Source organism: Fructilactobacillus sp. YLN 2507 (assembly GCF_059614085.1).
Window position 1 is genome coordinate 1,339,267 of record NZ_CM184303.1, and the last position, 21,414, is coordinate 1,360,680.

Annotated in this window: 23 protein-coding genes and 4 riboswitches; of the genes, 10 read left to right on the forward strand and 13 right to left on the reverse strand. The window is 36.3% G+C overall.

The window, feature by feature from the left end; translation table 11 throughout:
* Positions 1-108: 108 nt before the first annotated feature.
* A riboswitch (TPP riboswitch) is annotated at positions 109-197 on the reverse strand.
* 30 nt (positions 198-227) lie between these two features.
* The 5 genes from thiM to AC0GLY_RS06830 form a co-directional block, all read right to left on the reverse strand.
* Positions 228-1,013 (reverse strand): hydroxyethylthiazole kinase, encoded by a 786-nt coding sequence (gene thiM, locus AC0GLY_RS06810; RefSeq protein WP_496611415.1) that lies wholly within the window; start codon positions 1,011-1,013, stop codon positions 228-230.
* Position 1,014: 1 nt separating this feature from the next.
* Complete coding sequence (thiE, locus tag AC0GLY_RS06815) at positions 1,015-1,662, reverse strand: thiamine phosphate synthase (protein ID WP_496611416.1); 648 nt, start codon at positions 1,660-1,662, stop codon at positions 1,015-1,017.
* A complete protein-coding gene (gene thiD, locus AC0GLY_RS06820; protein WP_496611417.1) occupies positions 1,652-2,470 on the reverse strand; it encodes a bifunctional hydroxymethylpyrimidine kinase/phosphomethylpyrimidine kinase in 819 nt (272 codons plus the stop codon). The genes thiE and thiD overlap by 11 nt, the downstream gene beginning before the upstream one ends.
* Complete coding sequence (locus tag AC0GLY_RS06825; protein WP_496611418.1) at positions 2,470-3,108, reverse strand: thiaminase II/PqqC family protein; 639 nt, start codon at positions 3,106-3,108, stop codon at positions 2,470-2,472. Before AC0GLY_RS06825 ends, thiD begins: the two co-directional genes overlap by 1 nt.
* A 102-nt stretch (positions 3,109-3,210) precedes the next feature.
* Positions 3,211-3,299: riboswitch (TPP riboswitch) on the reverse strand.
* Positions 3,300-3,338: 39 nt separating this feature from the next.
* Positions 3,339-4,691 carry a purine-cytosine permease family protein gene (locus tag AC0GLY_RS06830; protein WP_496611419.1) on the reverse strand — a complete coding sequence of 451 codons (1,353 nt, stop codon included), beginning with the start codon at positions 4,689-4,691 and terminating at the stop codon, positions 3,339-3,341.
* 152 nt (positions 4,692-4,843) lie between these two features.
* Between AC0GLY_RS06830 and AC0GLY_RS06835 the strand changes: the two genes are divergently transcribed.
* Positions 4,844-5,617 (forward strand): zinc ribbon domain-containing protein, encoded by a 774-nt coding sequence (locus tag AC0GLY_RS06835; protein WP_496611420.1) that lies wholly within the window; start codon positions 4,844-4,846, stop codon positions 5,615-5,617.
* A gap of 174 nt (positions 5,618-5,791) precedes the next feature.
* On the opposite strand, the gene AC0GLY_RS06840 is transcribed toward AC0GLY_RS06835, so the two are convergent.
* On the reverse strand, positions 5,792-7,054 hold the full coding sequence (locus AC0GLY_RS06840) for an acetylornithine deacetylase (RefSeq protein ID WP_496611421.1): 1,263 nt from the start codon (positions 7,052-7,054) through the stop codon (positions 5,792-5,794).
* Between the two features lie 2 nt (positions 7,055-7,056).
* The gene (locus AC0GLY_RS06845) at positions 7,057-7,752 is read right to left on the reverse strand and encodes a thiaminase II/PqqC family protein (RefSeq protein WP_496611422.1); all 696 of its coding nucleotides are present in this window, start codon (positions 7,750-7,752) and stop codon (positions 7,057-7,059) included.
* 93 nt (positions 7,753-7,845) lie between these two features.
* A riboswitch (TPP riboswitch) is annotated at positions 7,846-7,934 on the reverse strand.
* A gap of 90 nt (positions 7,935-8,024) precedes the next feature.
* A riboswitch (TPP riboswitch) is annotated at positions 8,025-8,119 on the forward strand.
* 90 nt (positions 8,120-8,209) lie between these two features.
* On the opposite strand from AC0GLY_RS06845, the gene AC0GLY_RS06850 reads away from it, so the two are divergent.
* Positions 8,210-9,088: a GRP family sugar transporter gene (locus AC0GLY_RS06850; protein WP_496611423.1), complete on the forward strand. Its 879-nt coding sequence runs from the start codon at positions 8,210-8,212 to the stop codon at positions 9,086-9,088.
* Between the two features lie 45 nt (positions 9,089-9,133).
* Here the strand turns inward: AC0GLY_RS06850 and AC0GLY_RS06855 are convergent, their stop codons facing one another.
* Entirely contained in the window at positions 9,134-9,736 is a 603-nt protein-coding gene (locus AC0GLY_RS06855; RefSeq protein WP_496611424.1) for a hypothetical protein, read from the reverse strand.
* Between the two features lie 190 nt (positions 9,737-9,926).
* Positions 9,927-10,022, reverse strand: coding sequence for a helix-turn-helix domain-containing protein (locus AC0GLY_RS06860; RefSeq protein ID WP_496611425.1), 96 nt, complete (start codon positions 10,020-10,022; stop codon positions 9,927-9,929).
* Positions 10,023-10,253: 231 nt separating this feature from the next.
* On the opposite strand from AC0GLY_RS06860, the gene AC0GLY_RS06865 reads away from it, so the two are divergent.
* From AC0GLY_RS06865 to AC0GLY_RS06875, 3 genes are all read left to right on the forward strand, one after another.
* The gene (locus AC0GLY_RS06865; RefSeq protein WP_496611426.1) at positions 10,254-10,517 is read left to right on the forward strand and encodes a hypothetical protein; all 264 of its coding nucleotides are present in this window, start codon (positions 10,254-10,256) and stop codon (positions 10,515-10,517) included.
* 324 nt (positions 10,518-10,841) lie between these two features.
* Positions 10,842-11,024, forward strand: a complete 183-nt coding sequence (locus AC0GLY_RS06870; RefSeq protein ID WP_496611427.1) for a hypothetical protein — start codon at positions 10,842-10,844, stop codon at positions 11,022-11,024.
* A gap of 232 nt (positions 11,025-11,256) precedes the next feature.
* Positions 11,257-11,655, forward strand: coding sequence for an iron chaperone (locus tag AC0GLY_RS06875; RefSeq protein ID WP_496611428.1), 399 nt, complete (start codon positions 11,257-11,259; stop codon positions 11,653-11,655).
* A gap of 39 nt (positions 11,656-11,694) precedes the next feature.
* Here AC0GLY_RS06875 and AC0GLY_RS06880 read toward each other — a convergent pair whose 3' ends face one another.
* Both AC0GLY_RS06880 and AC0GLY_RS06885 read right to left on the reverse strand, forming a co-directional pair.
* Positions 11,695-12,153 carry a MarR family winged helix-turn-helix transcriptional regulator gene (locus tag AC0GLY_RS06880; protein WP_496611429.1) on the reverse strand — a complete coding sequence of 153 codons (459 nt, stop codon included), beginning with the start codon at positions 12,151-12,153 and terminating at the stop codon, positions 11,695-11,697.
* Position 12,154: 1 nt separating this feature from the next.
* Entirely contained in the window at positions 12,155-12,667 is a 513-nt protein-coding gene (locus AC0GLY_RS06885) for a GNAT family N-acetyltransferase (RefSeq protein WP_496611430.1), read from the reverse strand.
* Positions 12,668-12,829: 162 nt separating this feature from the next.
* Between AC0GLY_RS06885 and AC0GLY_RS06890 the strand changes: the two genes are divergently transcribed.
* On the forward strand, positions 12,830-13,909 hold the full coding sequence (locus AC0GLY_RS06890; protein WP_496611431.1) for an AEC family transporter: 1,080 nt from the start codon (positions 12,830-12,832) through the stop codon (positions 13,907-13,909).
* Positions 13,910-13,926: 17 nt separating this feature from the next.
* Positions 13,927-14,925, forward strand: a complete 999-nt coding sequence (locus AC0GLY_RS06895; RefSeq protein ID WP_496611432.1) for an NAD(P)-dependent oxidoreductase — start codon at positions 13,927-13,929, stop codon at positions 14,923-14,925.
* Positions 14,926-14,971: 46 nt separating this feature from the next.
* Here the strand turns inward: AC0GLY_RS06895 and argF are convergent, their stop codons facing one another.
* Positions 14,972-16,015 carry an ornithine carbamoyltransferase gene (gene argF / locus AC0GLY_RS06900; protein WP_496611433.1) on the reverse strand — a complete coding sequence of 348 codons (1,044 nt, stop codon included), beginning with the start codon at positions 16,013-16,015 and terminating at the stop codon, positions 14,972-14,974.
* 23 nt (positions 16,016-16,038) lie between these two features.
* Positions 16,039-17,487 carry an ABC transporter substrate-binding protein/permease gene (locus tag AC0GLY_RS06905; RefSeq protein ID WP_496611434.1) on the reverse strand — a complete coding sequence of 483 codons (1,449 nt, stop codon included), beginning with the start codon at positions 17,485-17,487 and terminating at the stop codon, positions 16,039-16,041.
* 677 nt (positions 17,488-18,164) lie between these two features.
* Between AC0GLY_RS06905 and AC0GLY_RS06910 the strand changes: the two genes are divergently transcribed.
* From AC0GLY_RS06910 to AC0GLY_RS06920, 3 genes are read left to right on the forward strand one after another with little or no spacing between them, the layout of a single operon-like run.
* Positions 18,165-19,208 (forward strand): PTS sugar transporter subunit IIC, encoded by a 1,044-nt coding sequence (locus AC0GLY_RS06910; RefSeq protein WP_496611435.1) that lies wholly within the window; start codon positions 18,165-18,167, stop codon positions 19,206-19,208.
* Between the two features lie 12 nt (positions 19,209-19,220).
* Positions 19,221-20,399 carry an aminotransferase class I/II-fold pyridoxal phosphate-dependent enzyme gene (locus AC0GLY_RS06915; RefSeq protein ID WP_496611436.1) on the forward strand — a complete coding sequence of 393 codons (1,179 nt, stop codon included), beginning with the start codon at positions 19,221-19,223 and terminating at the stop codon, positions 20,397-20,399.
* Positions 20,399-21,397, forward strand: coding sequence for a D-2-hydroxyacid dehydrogenase (locus tag AC0GLY_RS06920; protein ID WP_496611437.1), 999 nt, complete (start codon positions 20,399-20,401; stop codon positions 21,395-21,397). Before AC0GLY_RS06915 ends, AC0GLY_RS06920 begins: the two co-directional genes overlap by 1 nt.
* The last annotated feature ends 17 nt before the right edge of the window (positions 21,398-21,414 follow it).

The window sequence follows — 21,414 nt, forward strand, 5'->3', positions numbered from 1 at the left end:
TCTTCCTCCAAAAATTAATTTTCCCAAAATAAAAAGCTCTCGGCCACAAGCAGAGAGCTTTAGAAAAATCAATTTTTGCAGATTGTATCGCGAATACAATCTTTAATCATCTAAAGTTAGAAAGTTTCCTTCGATAGTACAAACTATATCAGGTTCAATGGGTTTAATCTCAGCTCGTGGCACCCCAACTTTTTATTTATATGTGTTTAGTATAGCATAAGTTTTTCTTAAAGCAACTTAACTTTTAAATTAGCCAGTAAAGTTTCATCATCAAGCATAGCTAAATTATCAAAGGTGGCCGTTAAAAAACTAGCCGCCTGAACAGGAAATTTTTGCATTGCTAATTCCGCAGCGACCGGTAAAATACCAGTTGCATAAGCGAGAGCAACTAATGAAGCATCTTGACTAAGGAAAACTCCTAAAATGCCATCTAACACATCCCCCATTCCAACATTAGTACAAAGTAGCGGTGCGTTATTTTCAATTAAATAAACTTGCTCGCCATCCGTCACAATATCAGTTGCCCCAGAAACTACAACTTTACAATTCAATTTTTGCGCCGTTTGTTTTGCAATTTCAACTCGATCACCGTCACCACTTCCCGCATCAATGCCATGTGATTCCCAAGCGACGCCTGACAAAGCAGCTACTTCTCCCATGTTTCCCCGAACAACAGCCACTTGAACGTTTTTCAATAATTGTTGCGCCCGTTCCGTCCGAATCGTGGAAGCTGCTACGGCAACGGGATCAAAGACAACGGGAATTCCCATCTCATTCGCCTTTTCCCCAATCGTTAACATCAACATTTGCGAAACTGGACTAGTTGATCCCAGGTTTAAAGTCACGGCATTTGCCAAACTAGTGAGTTCTTTAGCTTCTAATGGATCCGCAATCATAATTGGCGATCCACCAATGTAATTAATCCCATCCGCCACGTGCTGTGGAGTCACGTGATTAGCCACATTTAAAACAATCGGACTTTTAGCCCGCACTTCTTTAATCATTTCATTCATTTTATTTTCCTCGCTTTTTTAAAATTTGGATTGTTTGCTTAATATTTTCACTTTTAGCAATCGCAGAAATGACCGATACACCCGAAATCGGTGCTTTCTGTAATTCAGCGACATTATTAGTATGAATTCCACCAATCGCCACAATTGGTAATTGGGTATGTTCAGCAACTTTCGTTACCCCACTTACGCCAATTGGTGCTTTCACTTTTTGCTTACTGGTCGTCGCAAAAATTGGACCAACCCCTAAATAATCAACTAAGTCCAACTCAGGCGCACTCTTCTTTAATTCGGTCACATCATGAACCGATAATCCAATCATTAAATCCGGTGATTGTTCACGAATCACATGCACTTTTTCATCAGTTTGGCCAACGTGAATTCCGTCTGCCCCAATCGCCTTAGCCAATTCATAGTCATCATCCACAAATAGCGGAATTTGATATTGCTGAGTAATTTTATGCACTAACTTTCCTAATTCATACTTTTCTTTTTCGGCTAACTGGCTGCCATCTTTTTCTCGAAATTGGACAGCAGTTACGCCTGCTTCACAAGCGGCTTGCACAATCGTTAATAATTGTTTCGCACTATTTTCGGTATTTTGCGTCCCAATTACCAGATAAACTGCTAAACATTTTGGATTAAATTTCATGATTACTCCATTCCCCGTGATTTAACGGACCATGACCATGACCAATTGGCAATGGTTGACTAATAATAGTAACTAAATATTGATGGGCTTGCCGAATCGCAGTGGCTAAATCGATTCCTTGTGCTAAATAAGCCACAATTGCTGATGACAAAGTATCACCAGTTCCATGCGTCCGAATCGTATCAATTCGCTTGGATTCCAACCAGAATTCATTATCTTCCCCTAGTTTTACAAAATCATACACCACGTCTTCATGACCATGACCACCTTTAATAATGACATTGGGACACCCGAGCTCTTGAATTCTTTTTGCTGCATTTAACATATCAACCTGTGTCTCCACTTTTTGCTCAGATAACAATTCAGCCTCGGGTAAATTAGGGGTGACTAACGTAGCCAAGGGTAGCAACTCTTGTTTCAAGGTTTGAATTGCTTCATCCGTTAGCAATTTCGCACCACCTTTTGCCACCATTACCGGATCAACTACCAAATTAGGAATATGATATTTCTGTAAATTTTCTACTACAATCTTGACTCGTGCGGAATCAAATAAGGCCCCTGTTTTTGCTGCACGAATGTCAAAGTCGGTCATAATTGAGGCAAATTGCGCATCAATAATTGATTTAGGTAGTGGATACAAGTCTTGCACCCCATAAGTATTTTGGGCCGTGACCCCGACCACTACATTTGTACTAAACGTGTGACAAGCTTGCATCGTTTTAATGTCAGCTTCCATTCCAGCTCCACCACCAGAATCAGTTCCGGCAATCGTTAAAGCTTCGGGAAATTGGGTTAATTCAGCCATCATTAAGCCTCCATTGCTTGAGCAAAAAAATTAAGTTCGTCAATTACACTAATACGAAACGCCGCAATTGCAGCGTCATAATCTTTATGATTAACCTTTTTATCCAATAACTGAAACATCGTTTCACCAAAGTTTTCTTCGGTGCTAGCATAAAAGTCAATCCAGTCTTTAAAGGGATTGGTAGCATTGTCTTTTCCTTGTTTGATCAATTCATTTGCCACGTAGTTATAAACATAAGGACAGGCTTGCATCGAAGCTAACCCTAACTCGGGTGATTTCGCTAATGACTTTTGCATATGGTTTAGATAATGTGCGGTCGTCACTTTTTGCTGAAGATCATTCGTCATAATCGTCTCAGTATCAGTTTCAGCCACACGCAATAAAACTTGGTGAGCTCCATTTTCCATATCAATATCATGTTCAGTGACCGCCAATAATTTTGGATCTAATGCCCCTAAAATCTTTTGATACAAATGCAAAAAACTTGCCAAGTATAAATTATCTTGTTGCGTGTACCTAATTAAAGCGGCTTTGGGTAACTTACCCGCAGCAATCCCGTTCACAAATTCATTTTCAAAAAACTGTGGCATGATATCAGCAACGTTCGCCTTCATTTGCTCTGATAATAATGTGTTTGTCATTCTCAATCTCCTATCCATTTTTTGACAAAATAAAAAGTCCCCAGCCATGAGCTGAGGACTCCATCATTAATATCTTTAAATGCCAAAAAAGGCATTGGATTAATCATAAAGTAATAAGTTTCCTGCGATAGTATTAGCTATATCAGGTTCTATGGGTATAATCTCAGCTCAAGGCACCCCAACTTTTTATTTTTATGTGCTTAGTATAGCATAATTTTTCTGACTAGCAATTATTTATGAAAAAGTTTGCTAGCTCCCAAATAAAGAACAGCAACAATTCCCATCGTAATGAAGGTAGCTCCTGTAAAGTCTTGAATAACGGCTAGTTGTTTCAAACCGAGATAAAGCAAAACTCCAATCACTAGTGAACTTACAGCAATTAAGTTAAAACCATCGTGATACCAAAGTTTCCCATTAGCATCAGATAAACTAGTTTGATTATAACTAGATTTATTTAAAATAAAGTAGTCAACTATCATAATCGCAATAATTGGTCCTAATAACATTCCAGTGTAATCCAAGAAGGAAATAAAGGAATTCAAGAAACTACCACTTAAAATTGGAATAAAAGTTAAAATCATGGAAGCAATCGTAATTACGACTAATGATTTGTTAAGACTTAATTTCGGCGTCATATTATTTAAAGCGGAGGCTCCAGCCTGAATGTTAACAGCGTTGGCAGTCATACTAGTCAAAACAATTACCAACATCGCAATTAATCCCAGACCTAATTTATTCGCAATAATACTAGGATCAGAATTATTGGGGTTATACGTTCCTGAAGTTAAGGCCACACTAATCGTGGTACAAATTCCAATCATTCCAAAACTGAGCAAGCCTAATAACGCTCCCCAAAAAGGTGCGGTAATTGAGGTTCCTTTTTTACCAGTAAACCGAGTAAAATCTGCTCCACCCATTACCCAGCCTAAACTGGAAGCCGCGATCGTATCAATTGCAAGTCCTAATGGCATTCGTTGATCTTTTGGCACCACATAGTGAGCAATTTGAGTGAATGAAACATTTTTGAAAACGACAATTGCTTCTAAAACTACAAAGATAATCACTAAGACAACCCCAATTCGTTCCACTAGTTGAACAGAGCGTTGTCCGGCTACAATACTTAAAATATGTAAAACACTCATTACTAAAATTCCCACGATTAACCCCAGATTCCCACCAGGTTGACCAAAAAGTGGCCACTTGAAGAAACTATGAAAAATAAACGCTAGTGAAGTTGCCGCAATAAAGGTATTTACCGCCGTCCAGCCTAAAAATAGCGTTAAATTAATGACCGTTGGAATCAAACTTCCCCGAATTCCGAATGATCCACGCGCAAGGACCGTAGTGGTTGCACCAGTTTGATAACCAACATATCCCATCAAACTTAAGAAACAGTAAGCGATAATTCCCCCGATTAGCATGGCTTCAATTCCACCATATAAACCACAGGCTGCAATCACTCCGCCAATAAACCACGTTCCGTTATTAGCATTGGCACCATACCAGGTTGCAAACATATCCCAATAGTTCATATTACGTTCGTTATTTGAGATAACTTTAAATTTATACTTCTGATTATCCAAGCTAAATTCCCCCAAAAGATTAACATTAATTTTATATTTAAAAATAGCAATCGTCTTTTACAGTATATCAAAGAAAATAACCGTTTAACAGCAGATTTCGGCACTTTTCAATAGTGTATAATGTGGTTATTATTGAGAAAGGAGGAACTCTTATGAAATTATGTCCCCACTGTGGTAATAGAATTGCTAATAATGCCAAGTTCTGTGATAAATGCGGTCACCAAATAAAACAAAAAACACGTTTAAATCGTAGTGACTCTCAACCTAAAAGTTACAAAAATTTATTTTTGACATTAATCATTATTGCTTTAATCGCTGTAATTGGTGCGGGAGTTTATTTATTTACTAGTGGTGCCACTAACCAGGTTTCAACTAAGCAACCTTCAGCAACTACCAGTAAAGCTAAGCAAAATAATGCAGAAATATCCAAACCAACTTCTGACAATTCTAGTTCAACCAAATCCACTGCAACCAAAGCTAATTCTGCCATTTGGAATCAGAGTAAAAGCACTAAGTTAGACAGCTTTATGGCAAGTTGGGGCAGTGATATGCACCAAGATTATGATTCATATAATCCAGCTAATCAAGATAATTTTATGGGTTATCGTTTTCCTGAAGTTTTCTCAAAGGGCAATGTTCGTGTAAATGGTAGTCCCGTTTCAATTGGCTGGTCTGATAATGGAACTGGAGATAATGACTATAACGTTGTGGCCATTTATTCAGATTTGAATTCTGATCAAAATAAAGGAAATACGGTAGGAGCGCATCTTTATTTATTTACCATTCATGGTGGTCAACCAGTAGTCTTGATTACCCAACAAAATCAAGGCAATCCAGAAAATGCAATTTACTTCAAACCTACTAGTAACCAAGATGTGAGCGGTCAATTTGCTAATATCGTTAATCATAGTCAAATGAATTATTAATCACATCAAAAAGATATAAAGGAAACAGATCAATGACTATTAAAATTTCTGAGAAATGGTTAATTAATAACATCAATAAATTTACCCAGCGATTTAAACCATTAATGGAAAAGTTAAAAAACAAATAAAAATGGATAACATCAGCTTTTAATAGCTGACATTATCCGTTTTTTACTATTTACGAGTATTTGACCACTTAACGATAAATTCAATGATTGTCTGAGTATATTTAACTAAATCATCAATTTTAATGCTTTCGTTAACTGAATGGGCACTACCTAAATTTCCAGGACCATAAATCACAGCGGGAATCTGATATTCACTAAACCAACCACCATCGGTTACAGAAGGATTATAACTGGTAACTGCCGACTTTTTAGTCACGTCTGCAACTACTCTTTCTAGCAGTTGCATGGGTTGACTAGTAGGATCAATTTCTAAAGCCGGAAAGACCTCACCTTGATCTTCAATCATCGATTTTCCACCCCATTCAAACGTGGGATGATGATCACGCATCCAAACATCCGCATCCGCAACTCTCGTCACATAATCTTCCACTTCTTTTGTCACAGACTCGTACGATTCGTTCGGATAAAAATGAATGGTAATCCAAATCCGACATTTGTCAGCAATAAAAGCAGGATTTCGCCCGCCTTCAATCACCGCTGGATTAATGGTTGAAGTTCCTAAGGGAAATCCTGGATATACTTTTTCAACTGCCCAAGCTCTTTCCAATTCTCCCAAGGCATTAATGATTTTTGCCATTTTTTCAATTGCACTGGCACCTTTAGTTTGACCGCCGGCATGAATTAATTTTCTTCTCATACCATCGTGAAATGATTGGGGACCTTTAATCGTAATCCAACCCGTAATTACTCCACCTTGACCTTGTAATTCAAGATTATTACCATCACCGTTCAAAGCAAAGTCCGCGGTATAGCCTTTTTCTAAAGTAGATAAAGTTCCTGTTTCTCCTACTTCTTCACCAGTGACTGATTCAAAAATAATTTTACCTGGCAGTTTAATGTTTGCTTCATATAAAATTTTCAAAGCTAACATAAAAGCTGCCACTGCCCCTTTCATATCAGCAACTCCACGACCAATTAATTTACCATCTTTCACTAACATTTTAAACGGGTCTTGTTCCCAATTCTCGCCCGGATTAATTTGAGCGACATCAATATGACCATTCAAAATCAAACTTTGATATTCTGAATCCCCCTCATGAATCCCAACCAGTTCATCATCTTCGGGGTATAATTCCCATTTATCAGTAGTAAACCCAATTTTTTCCAAATAAGCTGCAATCCATTGTTGTAACTCGTGAGTGTTCCTTCCATTTGGAGCAGTGGTTGGATAAGATACTAGTTTTCCAACTAGCTCAATTAATTCTGATCGATGTTCTAATACCTTAGCTTGTAAATTAAACTCACTCATTTTTATTTCACCTCTACATCAAAGCATTGTTGCCAAAATTCATTTTCTAATTTCATACTTGCTTCAAATACTTCACGTGCCTTTTTACGTTCATCAGCAGAGGATTGTTGTGCTACAATTTCAATTTCTTCAAAGAGTAGTTCACCTTCATTAGCAAAATCTGGATTAGTATAAAAATCAATCCACTTATCCCAAGGTTGGACATAACTTTTTTTCAATGCTTGGAGTTTGAAAGCAAGGGCCGCATATCCCCAAGCACAGGGTTGCAAACTAGCCAAAGCGATTAGTAGCGGTTGTTCACGATTATCAGCTAAAAATTTAAGATATTTTTTCGTTGTTTTACCAACTTGTGCATATTTTGGATCCTTTTTCCCAACAAAGTTTTGATAATGTTGCATAAAATCATCGCGAACTTCATCTTCTTCAACATCTGCTTCATTTGTTAAAACTTTGTATTTAGACTGCTCATTTAATGCTGAAAAACGGCGTGTGGCTTTAGTTAAATCAGCAAAAAATCCGGGTATCGTTTCTTGATTTTCTGTATATCCAGCCAAATAAATACCATCTTGGTTAATATAATAAACCTCTTGTTCATCTGTAATTTTTCCGTTAATAACTGCTTGCATAAAACTTTGTTGTAACGCTTGATCTAAATATTTGTTACCAAGTTTTCTTAAATCTTCTGAAAAATTTGTCATTTCTTCACCTCATCTAATTTTTTATAAAATAAAAAGTTCTCAGCTTGAGCTGAGAACTCCAAAGTAAATTAGTTAAAGGATGACAAAAATCCCCTTCAAGTTAGTAAAGTTTCCTGCGATAGTGTTGGCTATATCAGGTTCCATGGGTATAATCTCAGCTCAACGCACCCCAACTTTTATTTTATTGGTTACGAGTATAACACACATTTTTAAAGTTTAAGATTGACATCAGTCCGATTATCACGTTTAATTACTTTGTAACCTAATTTAATATCTTTGGTTTGGGGTGCTAATTCAATTTAGCTGAGAAATACCCATGGAACCTGCTCCAGTTAGTACTGGCGAAGGGAAACCACTTAGTTTTATTCTAAAAATATGGATAATGACAGCTAAGGACCATGCTATTAATGCTGGTCCTTTTTATTTTAGTCACTATTATATTTTTAGGAGAATAAAAATGTTAGCTCTACTCATCGGCTGTGTTCCCATCTTTTCTTATGGTTTATTTCCTACCATTGCCACGATGATTGGCGGAAAACCAAATCAACAAATTTACGGTGCTTCTCTAGGAGCACTTTTAGTAGCCGTCATCATTACTTTTGTATTTCACATTCCTTTACCGTCACTATTAATTTTATTAATCGGAATTATTTCCGGAATCGGTTGGGCATTTGGTCAGACAATGGGTTTCATTGGATACAAAATGGTAGGATCATCACGTGCTCTTCCCTTGCATACTGGAATTCAATTGGTCGTCAACTGTTTGTGGGGCGTAATTGCACTTGGAAATTGGCCCACGCTTCGTGATAAAATATTAGGTTTCAGCGCATTAGTTATTATCACAATTGGAACTTATTTAACCATTTGGTCGAAAAATCCGAAAAAAAGCAGCATTAAAACAATGCGAATTGCAATTTTATTGCAGATTTTAGGATCACTCGGTTATTGGTTATATTCTGCAGCTCCCCGGTTCATTAACATTCCCGGACCTAAAGTCTTTTTAGCCCAAACGATTGGCATGGTAATTGGCTCGAGTCTCTATTGTCTGTTCACAATCAAAACTGATAATGCCTTTACGGCCAAGGTCTCGTATCAACAAATGGCCACGGTAATTTTATTTGGTTTTGGCATTTTAGCTTACTTCATTGTGGCTCAACCAAATATGTTAGGTTTGGCAACTGCTTACGTCATGTCACAACTTTGCGTGGTAGTTGCTACTTTAACGGGAATTTTCTGGTTACACCAACGTAAAACTAAAACTGAATTCATCGTAACCATGCTGGGCTTAGTTTTAATTCTCAGTTCAGCCGTGCTAACGGTTTTAATTCAAAAATAGTCAAAAAAAGCCCCCAAAATTAGTTAATAACTATTGGGGGACTCCTTAATTAATTGCTTCAATTACAGGCGAAACGTCGCGTGTATCCTTAGCATTTACAATATTGTATGCTCGATAAATTTCAGCTTTTGACCTTTCATTTGTTTGTTGATGCGAAGAAATAAAGTAATCTCCACCTTGATATATAAAATTCAAACTATCAAAAACAACATTCAAAAAGACTTTTTCTTTAGCATTAGTAGATAATTCTTTGAATTCCTTCACTTTTCCCAACACTTTATAATTTTTATGTATAATTTTAATTTTTTGCCCAACAACTATCGGACCATCGTATTGAGCATAAGCAAGCTTATCATCGAAACTATCATTATCGTAAGATTTATTATCTTGATTATAATTAAATTCAATCCTTTTTCCATTATCAAGTTGCACATAAAAATCTTGATAGCCTTCAGTTTTATCATTAACCTTAATAATAATTCCTTTTCCCAAAGTCGTTGGAGTAGTTGGTTTTAATTTAATAGTCTTAGCTAATTGAATGGCTTCATTTTCTTTTTGTTTTTCTGACTGGCTCCCAAGATACCCTAATAAAGTAATTGAAATAAAGATTATTATTATGATTATGGTAATTATGCGCTTAATTTTCATTTTAGTTGCCTCGATTTTTAAAACATCGCAATTTTTACTATTATAGCAACTTTAATCGAATTCAACAAAAAGGGAACACTTCAAATGTGTTCCCTTTAATATTAGTATTAGTTTTAATATCCTCCATTTTCAGAAACGTTAATAATTACAATTATCAAAGTAATCGGAAAAATTAACCACCATTTCCGATCTAATAATTTTCAAAAATTTTAGCGATTTTAATAATAGTTTCTAAATCTGAAGTTACATCACCAGCTTCCCATCGTGAAACTGCTTGACGTGACATACATATCAGTATATTTTATAAATCGAACAGCATTTTATGTAACTAAATTGTCAATTGTTAGATTGAAACATAGCAATTCTAACGTGCATTTTGTCAATTTGAAATTGCAATCTAGTTTTCATTAATTTTAAGCAACTATTTCCCCACTTAAATTTGACTCCATGATATACTGTGATTGTTGAGAGAGACTCAACTGTTGTTTGACATTTTAATATAGAGAGGATGACGATTATGGCAATCGAAGAACCAGTTTACCGGAGCATTAGTATCGGAATGGTCAAAGTGGAAATTGTAAATAATGGTGGTCAGATTATTGCTAATGTAATTGGTAATAATGTAATTACGATTAACGACAAAGTCCAACGTGCAACTGTCACCGGACCAGATCGAACGGGAAGATTTGGCATTGGTGAGTATATTTACTTCACCACTGACAAAAAGAAACATAATATAATAGTTTCTGTTCCAGATATGCAAGAACTTTTGGCTAATTAAAATAGCATCCTTCTATAAATAAAGTACCTCGTAAATTTTAAATTTTGCGAGGTACTTTTTGTATTTATTACTAAAAAAAGTTAGAGATAATAAGAATAGCAAATAAAACTATATTAATAATATCTACCCAAAGAAAAGTTTTTAAATCGTGATTCTCTTCTTCAATGTATTCGCAATATTCTTGTATAGATTTCTAAAATATATCTAAAAACAAATACTCATTATTAAAACAGTTATCTTAAAGTTCAAGCATCGTAAATTTTAGAATATTTAAAGGGTTAAAATATGTTAATCTAGTATAAGTTAACTAAGGAGTGATTAATTATGCCAGAAAAGCCAAATAATAATTTAGCTTGTGCAATTTTTATATTTTTTATTTTAAGTGGACTTGCTAGTTTTACACAATCTAATACCTCATTCTGGTTTAAAATTTTAATGGGAATTACAGTATTACTTTCTACTTATGGTTTATGTGAAAAAGTTTATTTTCATTTTAAACAAAAATAAAATTAAGGTGATTAGTTATGTTAAACATTTTACGTATCATTAGAAGGAATGGACCTTGGATTATCAGTTTATTATTTGTAATAGAAGGGATTTATTGCCTAATTTATAAATCTTTACCAACTTGGCTTTTCATTACACTTATTTTTTCCGTTTTATATTTTGCATTTAATGCTGGAAAAATTTTATACAAGAAGTCTAAAAATTAAGGCTATCAACGCTAAGGAGCACTAATATGAAAACCTTACCCGAATATTTAAAAGAGATTTCTAATCCTGAACATCAACAAAAATTTACTAAAGTCTTAGACTGGGTCAAAACCAAGTATCCAAATTTAAAATTTGTAATGAAATACAACCAGCCCATGTTTTTAGACCATAATTCTTACATCACTGGATTTAGTGCGGCTAAAAACCACTATAGTATTGGACTCGAAGGTCAAGAAATTGTGAAGCACTTCATACCTGAATTAGACGTATTAGGTTTAAAATATGGTCATAAAACTATCCAGATTCCTTATGATATTGATATCCCAACTAATTTGTTCACCAAAATTATTGATTTTAAAATCGAACAAAAAAAAGAAATAAAAACATTTTGGCTACCAGCTTCTCAAAGATTTAAAAGCAAATAAAACAGAAAAGACGAGTTTGACCAAGGTCAAACTCGTCTTTTAGTATTCTCGCTTAATTCCATCTTTAACTTTCAGCCAAGATAATTTAATGTTTTCATCAACTTTATTTAATAAGGAATTTAGTTGTTGAATTTCTTTATCATTCAATCCATTTAATGCTATGTTAGTTGAATAGTCATTTTCTCGTGCAATAATTTCAGCATAACGTTGACCAAGATTAGTTAAATTCAAATGGCGATTTTTACTGTTATTCCCCGTATATTCAGCGACTACTAATTGATCTTTAATTAATTTAGAAACTGCTCGTGAAACCGTTGATTTTTCCGAACGCAGGATTTCCCCCAATTCCGTTTGGGTAATGCCTGGGTGTTCTGCAATCCGATTCAAATATTGATATTTTCCCTTCGTCAAATCGAGCTTTCGAAATTCCTCATTTGCAATAAAGTCTAAAGCATGGTGGATTGCCCCAATGGTTTTTAAAATTTCATTTTCTTCCATATTAAACCCGTTTCTTCATAACATAATCGGTTTGCTGATCATCACCTAAAATAAAAACATGTTCACCTGTTCGAGTAAATCCTTTTGCCTGATAAAAAGCAATTGCGTTAGGATTTCCCTCCCAAACTCCTAACCAAATTTCAGACTTATGTTTTTCCTTCGCAATTTGCTCTGCTACTTCAATTAGTTTACTACCTAACCCTTGCCGTTTAAAGGTGGGTAAAATATAAATTCTTTCAACTTCTAAACAGTTTTTGCCTTCATCATCACTTTGAGCATCGTTAACATTAAGTTTGAGGTAACCAGCTAACTGACCATCGACATATCCAAAGTAAAAAAACGAATTTGGATTTTTCATTTCACTTGTTAACTGCTGAGTGCTATAAGCTTCATCTAAGTGTTTTTCCATATCTTCACTTGAATTTTCTGCTCCAAAAGTATCAGCAAAAGTCACCCGACTAATCTTTTGTAACGCAGCTAATTCTTCTAAACCAATTTGTTTAATTTCCATCATATATTCGCCCCCTGTTTTATTCATAGTTTAAAATAAAATAGTTGTAAATACAACTATTTTCAAAAAAAACAGCTACTCTAGTTTAATTTCCTATGATAAAATATAAAACTGGAAACAATGTATGCGATTACATTAAATAAGTATTTTTTTAGGAGGATTTACATGAGTATTACAGACGCATTTGTGAAAACACTAACTAATCCTAGTATTGTTAGCGCTATCACTTCCACAATTTTTATCATCTTACTTGGTTTCTACCTTCGTAAGAAAAACATTTTTTCAGAACAATTTGGCAAAAACCTAGCAAAGGTAACTTTAACTGTTGCTATTCCAGCACTTGCTTTAAATTCATTTATGGCAACCATCGATGCTAAAACCTTATCAGAAGGAATTAGTGTTTTAATTTGGGGCTTTTTAATTATCTTAATTTTAATGTTTGCAGCTCCCTTGTTATACGCTAAAATTAACAAAAACGAACGAGAAGTTATGGGCATTTTAACTACCTTTGGTTCTACCACCTTCTTTGGAATTCCCATCGTGGGTGCCGTTCTTGGACCTAAAGGAATTATGTACAGTTCAATTTTCAACATTGGTTACCGCGTTTTTCTTTATTCATACGCTTACATAAAAATGTCAGGTTTGAAGATGGAAATGAAAAATATCAAGAAAATGGTTCTTAACCCAATCGTAATTGCCACTTTCTTAGGACTTTTCCTTTGGTTAGTACAAGCTTATGCACCACAGGTTACCGTGCCAACTTTCGTTAAGGGAACCATTGATGCTAAAGCTGGAATGCACTCCGTGGCCTTCTTCCGAATTGATCAAACTGCTCTATGGCTTTGGACACCATTAAATTACTTAGCTCAATTAGCATCCCCACTTGCTTGGTTATCAATTGGGGTTACGCTCGGTTCAATTTCATTTGGTCAAGCTGCTTCTAGTAAAATTTCATGGTACTACGCTTTTAACAAAATTATCTTAGTCCCACTATTTACTTTAATAGTTGCTGGTGGACTTTCAACTATGGGTATTCTCCCAATGAGCTTTGTGGCAATTGCTACCATGGTCATCATGATGGCAACCCCGACGGCCACAGTTGCCTCTGCTTATGCCATTAGTTTTAATCGAAATGCTATTTTGGCTTCCAACGCTTCACTAGTTTCAACGGTCTTAGCCGTAATCATGATGCCCATTTGGATTGCCATTTTACAAGTTATTAATAGCGCTGGATTAATTAAATAATTAGGAGACGTTCATCTATGAAAATCACCGCTTATGGTGTGAGACCGATTGAAGTTCCATACTTCGAAAAATTAAATACTTATGATTATGAATTAAACTTAGTTCCTGAAATGTTAGATCACGAAAACGCACTTGCTGCCAAAGGTTCAGACGCCGTTTTACTTCGGGGAACTTGTATTGGTGACCGAGAAAACTTGGCTAAATTTAAAAGCTGGGGGATTGACTACGTCTTTACTCGGACCGTGGGATTTGATCACGTTGATTTAGAAGCAGCCAAAGCATTAGGAATCAAAGTTGCCCGCGTTCCTGGTTATTCCCCATATGCTGTAGCCGAATTAGCCATGACGTTAGGAATGACTTTATTCCGCAAAGTTGGTGCCGAAATGACTAACACTCACAATGGAAACTTTAAGGTATTAGATTCCTATTTCAGTAAAGAAATTCACAGCTCAACTGTTGGTATCATTGGTTGTGGACGAATTGGTGCAACTGAAGCTAATTTATACGGTGGCATGGGGACTGAGATCATTGGTTATGATAATCATGCTAATGGGGAAAACATTAAAAATGGGGTTCCATTGGTTAGTTTAGAAACTCTATTGAAGGAATCCGATATTATTTCGTTACACGTACCTTACATTCCTGGTGATACCGAAAATCTGATTGATACTAAAGAACTCGCAATGATGAAAGATGATGCAATCTTAATTAATACTGCTCGAGCTCAAGTGGTCAACATGGAAGCAGTAACCAAAGCCCTTGCCGATCACAAACTTGGTGGCTATGGTGCTGACGTGGTCGTTGATGAAGGAGCCATTTTTGGTAATGACTTTACTACATTGAGTGATTTAACCAATGCTGGCGTCACTCAAATGATGCAACAATTTCCCAATGTAATTGTGACGCCCCACGTTGGCTCATTTACTGAACCAGCTTTAGAAGACATGATTTCCGTTAGTTACCAAAATTTCCATGATGTTTTAACCACTGGAACTTGTCCAAATGAATTAGTTTAAACAAAAAATCTCAGAATTGGTTTCTGAGATTTTTTTGTGGTCTAATTTAGTTTGGTAACAAGCTTAAATCACCAATCGTAGCCGCCATAATTGCCATGATGGAATACTTTCGGTTTCCTGCTTGTTGAAAGTGTCGGCCAAATTGACTTTGAAATACTTCATCAGTTACTTCCATTTCTGGCGTGCTTAATCCCTCATATTTTTCAATTACCGTTTGAGCTACTTCAGTATTAGCATCATGGAAAGCTGGCAAACAGTGTAAGAAAATTAATTTATCAGTGGGAGTTCCAGTTTTTTTCAACAAAGTTGCATTTACTTGGTAAGGCAATAATTGATTAATCCGTTCTTGCCAATTATTTTCACCCATTGAAACCCAAACATCAGTATAAATTACATTAGAACCTTGAACTCCTTTGTCTAAATCATCCGTAATCAAAAGTTGGGCACCTGATGCTTGAGCCGCTTGTTGTGCTAATGCTAGTACTTCTGTATTTGGTTGTAAAATTTTGGGAGCCACAATGTGAATATTGACGCCTAGCATGGCACCCGTTACTAACAATGAGTTAGCCACGTTTTTATGTCCATCTCCCACAAACGTTAAAGTAATTCCCTCAAGTGTGCCAAAATTTTCTTTAATTGTCATAAAATCAGCAATCATTTGCGTCGGATGCCATTCATCTGATAAACCATTCCACACCGGAATTCCAGCTTGAACGGCCATTGTTTCCATATCAGCTTGAGCAAAGCCCCGATACTCAATCCCATCCGCCATTTCACCAAACACCTGGGCTGAATCAGCCACAGATTCCTTTTTTCCAAATTGACTGGCTGTGGGATCAATGTAGGCGGTGTGTGCTCCCATGTCTTGCCCACCTAATTCAAAGGCCAACCGCGTCCGAGTCGAAGTTTTTTGAAAAAGCAGAATAAGATCTTTGTCATGTAAATATTGGGGCACTTTTCCAGTTGCTTGTTTTTCCTGTTTAATTTGTAAACCAAAATCAATCAAAGCCTGCAATTGAGCAGGCGTAAAATCGGTTTCCTGTAAAAATGATTGTCCTTGAAAACTGTTTAATAATTGTAAATTCGTCATCTGCTTGCTCCTCTTAATTAAAGTTAGTTATGTTGTAATCTCTTTTCCCACCAGTTCAATAATCTGGTTAGCGTGAAGGTTAGTAAGAAGTAAATCACCATTACGACTACAATTGGGGCAACTCCCCGATAGGTATCAGCCCGCACGATGTTCAATTCATAGACTAAATCGGTGACTCCGATAATCGAAACAATCGAACTTTCCTTAATGACCGAGATAAACTCGTTACCCAATGCAGGCCATATATTTTTCAAAGCTTGTGGTAAAATTACGAATCGCATGGTATCTGTTTTAGAAATCCCCAAACTCTGTGTGGCTTCTGCTTGGCCTTTATCAATTGAAGCAATCCCACCCCGAATTACCTCGCAAACATAAGCCGCACTGTTCAATGTGACAGCTAACATACCAGCTTCTAAAGCTGGAAAATTCACTAATAATCCAACTCCAAAGTAGACTAACAGAACTTGAACCATCAATGGGGTTCCCCGGACGACTTCGACATAAGTATTAGCAGGCCAACTCAACCAAATATGATGACTAATTTTCATTAAAACTAATAAAATTCCTAAAATAATTCCACCTAAAACCGCTACAATCGAAATTAATAAGGTATATTTCAACCCTTTTGCAAAGTACATCCAATAGTGCCACATTGAGGTATCAACGGTATTAGCCTTCATTTCTTGACTAGCCGTCTTCATATACTTAGGGATTAAATTATTTTTCTCAATTTGATCAATCGTGTGATTAGCCGCATGCACCATGCTAGTATCACCTTTCCGAAAGATCATCGCACACCCGGTATCTTTTTTACTAAGTTGGTAATCAGCAGGAATCATTTTTAAATCAGGATCATTTTGCACATAGGCTTCACCAACTGGTTTTTCCACTCCCACAGCATCAACTTTATGTGTCTTGACGCCCAAAATTAAGTCATTTGTTTTTTCCATACTAGTGAGTTTAGAATTAGTTAGATATTTTTTGGCTAAATCCTGTTGTAAAGTTCCTGTTTGCGTACCCACTACTTTTCCCTTTAAATCAGTTTGGTGTTTAATTTGTTCAGCGTCTTGCTTATTAATTAAGAAACACTGGCCACCTTGATAATAAATTTTAGAAAAGTCAGCACTTTTTTCCCGATCGGTGGTGGGGTTAATTCCACCAATTGCCATATCAGCCTTCCCCGTTTGCACGGCTACTAGTACTGAAGACCACGACATGTTTTTAATCACTAATTTAACGCCCAAATCATGTGCAAACTGTTTAACAATTTCAATATCCAACCCGGCATCTTGATCATGACCTTTCTGATTAACTTGAAATTCAAACGGTGGATAATCCGGTGATAATGCCACCGTCAATTCACCCTTCTCTTTCACCTGTTGTAACGTATCATCAGCATGAGCTGGCTGACTAATTGCCAAACCAGTTACCACCATTAAACCCAGCAACAGTAATTGCCAAAATTTTTTCATTTTCATCTCCCCTTTTCTCCAAACAAAAAACGCCCCTTAGTTATCTCTAACTAAAGGACGCTTGTACGCGGTACCACCTTTATTATGTTGTCAAAACAACACCTCTCCCAATCCAGCTTCGAATCGTTGGCTCGGTAATGGGAGCTCCCAGTATGGTTTTCAATCGCATACAACAATTAGATGACGTTCATTTTTTAAGAATCTGATATTTCGCACTAGCCAATACCTCACTGAAACTCTTAAGTAAAATTACTACTTTCTAATTCACGTTTAAATTTTTAAGTTTTTACTATCATAGCATGATTATCCAAAAGTACAACTGCTTTTTGAAAAATAGTTCGTTTTTATTCAAATTAAATCAGTTAATTATAAATAAAGTTCGAGAAAATGATTGACACACAGCATAATTAATTGTTTAATATTAGTAACAAATAAAGAGAGGAAAATAATTATGAACACTCAAATGATGAATCAAACCAAATTTTATTTTTACTTTGCTTGGTATCTCCATGTATCTAAGTAAGGTAATTTTGGTTGCCTGGTTAGATACTCTAAGGATGCTAACTAGGTTCATCACAGATTGGATAATTATTTTGCCGATAACGTGTGTGTAATCCCAGTTAGTTTCCCATCGCTAACTGGGATTTTTTTGTTGAATACGAAAGGAATTTTTCATTATGAAAAGTAACATTAAAGCACACACGCTGAATATCTTAAATGGAATGTCAATTGGAATCATCGTCGCCTTAGTTCCGGGGGCCATTTTAAATGCAATTGTAAAACCGTTACTACCACATGCACATTTTTTAGGATTTATTTTGGTCCTCACAAGCTTAGCTGCGATGATATTACCAGCAACAAGTGCCGTTTGTGTCGGAATGCTTGCCAAGTTCACTCCAATTCAAACTGCTTCACTGGCTTTAGCTGCAACCATTGGGGCAGGAAATGCCCATGTCGTTAACGGTATCATCACTGCCAACGGAAGTGGAAATGTCTTAAATATTGGAATTACGATTGCAGTTGCATACGCTTTGATTCTCTTTTTAGGGCAAAAGCTCAAAGATTTAACAATTCTGTTACTTCCGACTTTAACCATGTTAATCGGTGGGGGAATTGGAATGTTAACGCTCAATCCAGTTAATCAATTTACGATGGCAATTGGGCTGGGCATTGAAAAAATTACTGGGTTACAACCGATTTTGATGGGAATTTTAATTGGAATTTGTTTTGCAATTTTGGTAGTTTCACCCATCAGTTCTGTAGGTATTGCAACGGCAATTGGAATTAATGGAATTGCAGCTGGTTCAGCTAACTTAGGAATTGTTGCTGCTTCATTTGCAATTGCCATTGCAGGATCCAGATCTAACTCATTTGGAACTACCATTTCACATTTTATCGGAACTCCAAAAATTCAAATGGCCAATATCCTGGCAAAACCAAAATTATTAATTCCTTCAATTATTAATGCAGGAATTCTTGGTGGATTAGGTGCTATTTTTAATATCAAGGGAACTCCTGTTAGTGCTGGATTTGGCTTATCTGGTTTAGTTGGCCCGCTAGCTGATCTTGATGCACATCCCCATGCTTCAATGTTTCACTTAATCATGGTCATAGTTTTATTCATTGTTTTACCAATTATTATGGGATTCGTTAGCCGTTATGTTTTCACAGATAAATTGCATTTCCAAAAATCAACCGACCTTAAATTAAACTACAAGTAAAAGGAGCGAATTATGTCAAAAGATTTAGTTAGTAAAATGAACCAAGAAATGTTGCAATTATCCCCTTCGTCAATTTTAAAATTCAATGATGAGGTAAGCCAAATTCCGGGAATTATTCCCTTAACGTTAGGGGAACCAGACTTTGCCACTCCCGAACATATCAAAGATGCCGCAATTGCTAGCATCAAAAACGATGAAAGTCACTATGCTCCCACTAAAGGTACCAAACCACTCCGGGAAGCCGCTGCGCATTTTCTTAATAGTAAATACGATTTAAACTATGATCCGGAAACTGAAATCATTATCACAGCTGGGGCCACTGGTGGAATTTACACAGCGCTAACTTCCGTTTTAAATCCGGGTGATGAAGTTTTAATTCCCACGCCAATTTTCCCTCTCTACATTCCAGTCGCCTTACTTAGAGGAGCAAAACCAGTGTTCATGGATATTTCCAAAACGGGCTTTGTGCTCTCCCCAGAACAGTTAGAACAAACTTTAAAAGAACATCCTAAAACTAAAGCCATTGTTTTAAACTTCCCTTCTAATCCAACGGGAAAAACTTACAATGCAGAAGCCCTTCAAAAACTAGCTGACATTTTAAAACAACACGATATTTTTGTGATTTCAGATGAAATTTACAGTGAATTAACGTACGATGCTAAACACGTTTCGATTGCCAACTTACTTCCTGAACAAACTATTTTATTAAACGGAGTCTCAAAATCTCATGCAATGACTGGTTGGAGAATTGGAATTATGGCCGCTCCTAAAGATATTACGAGCCAATTAGAAAAAATTGACCAATTCACGATTACATCACCAACAACTAATGCACAATTTGCAGCTGCTGAAGCTTTAGAAAACGGTGCTGATGACGCAGTTGCCATGAAAGCCGAATACCAAAAACGACGTGACTACGTTTACCAAGAACTAAAATCCCTTGGTTTTGAAATTGCTAATCCAGATGGTGCTTTTTACATTTTTGCTAAAATTCCCGCTAATTTAATTCAAAATAGTATGGAATTTGCCTACGACTTAGCCCGTAAAGGTAAAGTAGCGGTTATTCCAGGTAGTGCATTTGGTCCTGGTGGTGAAGGCTACATCCGGATTAGTTATGCAACTTCAATGGAGAATTTGCAAAAAGCCATCCACAATCTTAAAAAATACATTGCAACGGAAGGAAATGCCTAATGCCAAAAATATTAATGTACAGTGTGCGTGACGATGAACAGCCCGCAATCAAGCAATGGAGTAAAGACCACCATGTAACAGTTGATACTACTGATCAGGAATTCCACGACGAGACTGTAGATTTAGCTAAAGGATACGACGGAATTGTGATTCAACAACGTGGTCCAATTAGTGACAACATTCAAATTTATACTAAATTAACTGATCTAGGAATCAAACAAATTACCACGAGAACGGCTGGTGTTGATGTAATTAATCTTAAAGCTGCCCATCAAGCGGGTTTAATTGTCACCAATGTCCCTGCTTATTCACCCCATTCAGTTGCGGAAATGTCAGTGACCCAAACGATGCGTTTGATTAGGAATCTCGAAATTGTTGAAAAACGAAGTGATAACAATGACTACAAGTTACGTGGTCCAATTGCTCGTGAAATTCGCACTTTAACCGTTGGAATTATTGGAGCAGGCCGAATCGGTGGTCTAGCTGCTCGTTTATTTCATGCTTTAGATGCCGAAGTAATTGCGTTTGATCCCGTTCATCATGATGAATTAACAGATGTTTTAACTTATGTTGATACTAAGAATGAATTACTTGAACAAGCTGATGTTGTAGATCTTCACGTTGATTTAAATGAAACTTCACAAGGCTTGCTGGATGCGGATGCTTTTAAACACATGAAGAATGATGCCTTTTTAGTTAATGCAGCTCGAGGTCCAGTTGTTGTAACAGAAGCCTTGATTGAAGCTTTACAAAATCAAGAAATTGCTGGTGCAGCTCTCGATACAATTGAAGGTGAGGCAGCAATTTTTGATAAAGATTTACAAGGTCGCCCGATTCCAGATCAAAACTTCAACGCATTGCATGCGATGCCCAATGTCATGATTACTCCTCATATTGGTTTTTACACTAATATGGCCGTACAAAACATGGTTGAAATTAGTCTTGACGATGTATTAGCCATTATTAATGGAAAATCTGTACAAAATGAATTTAAATAGGCTCAATCAAAAAGACC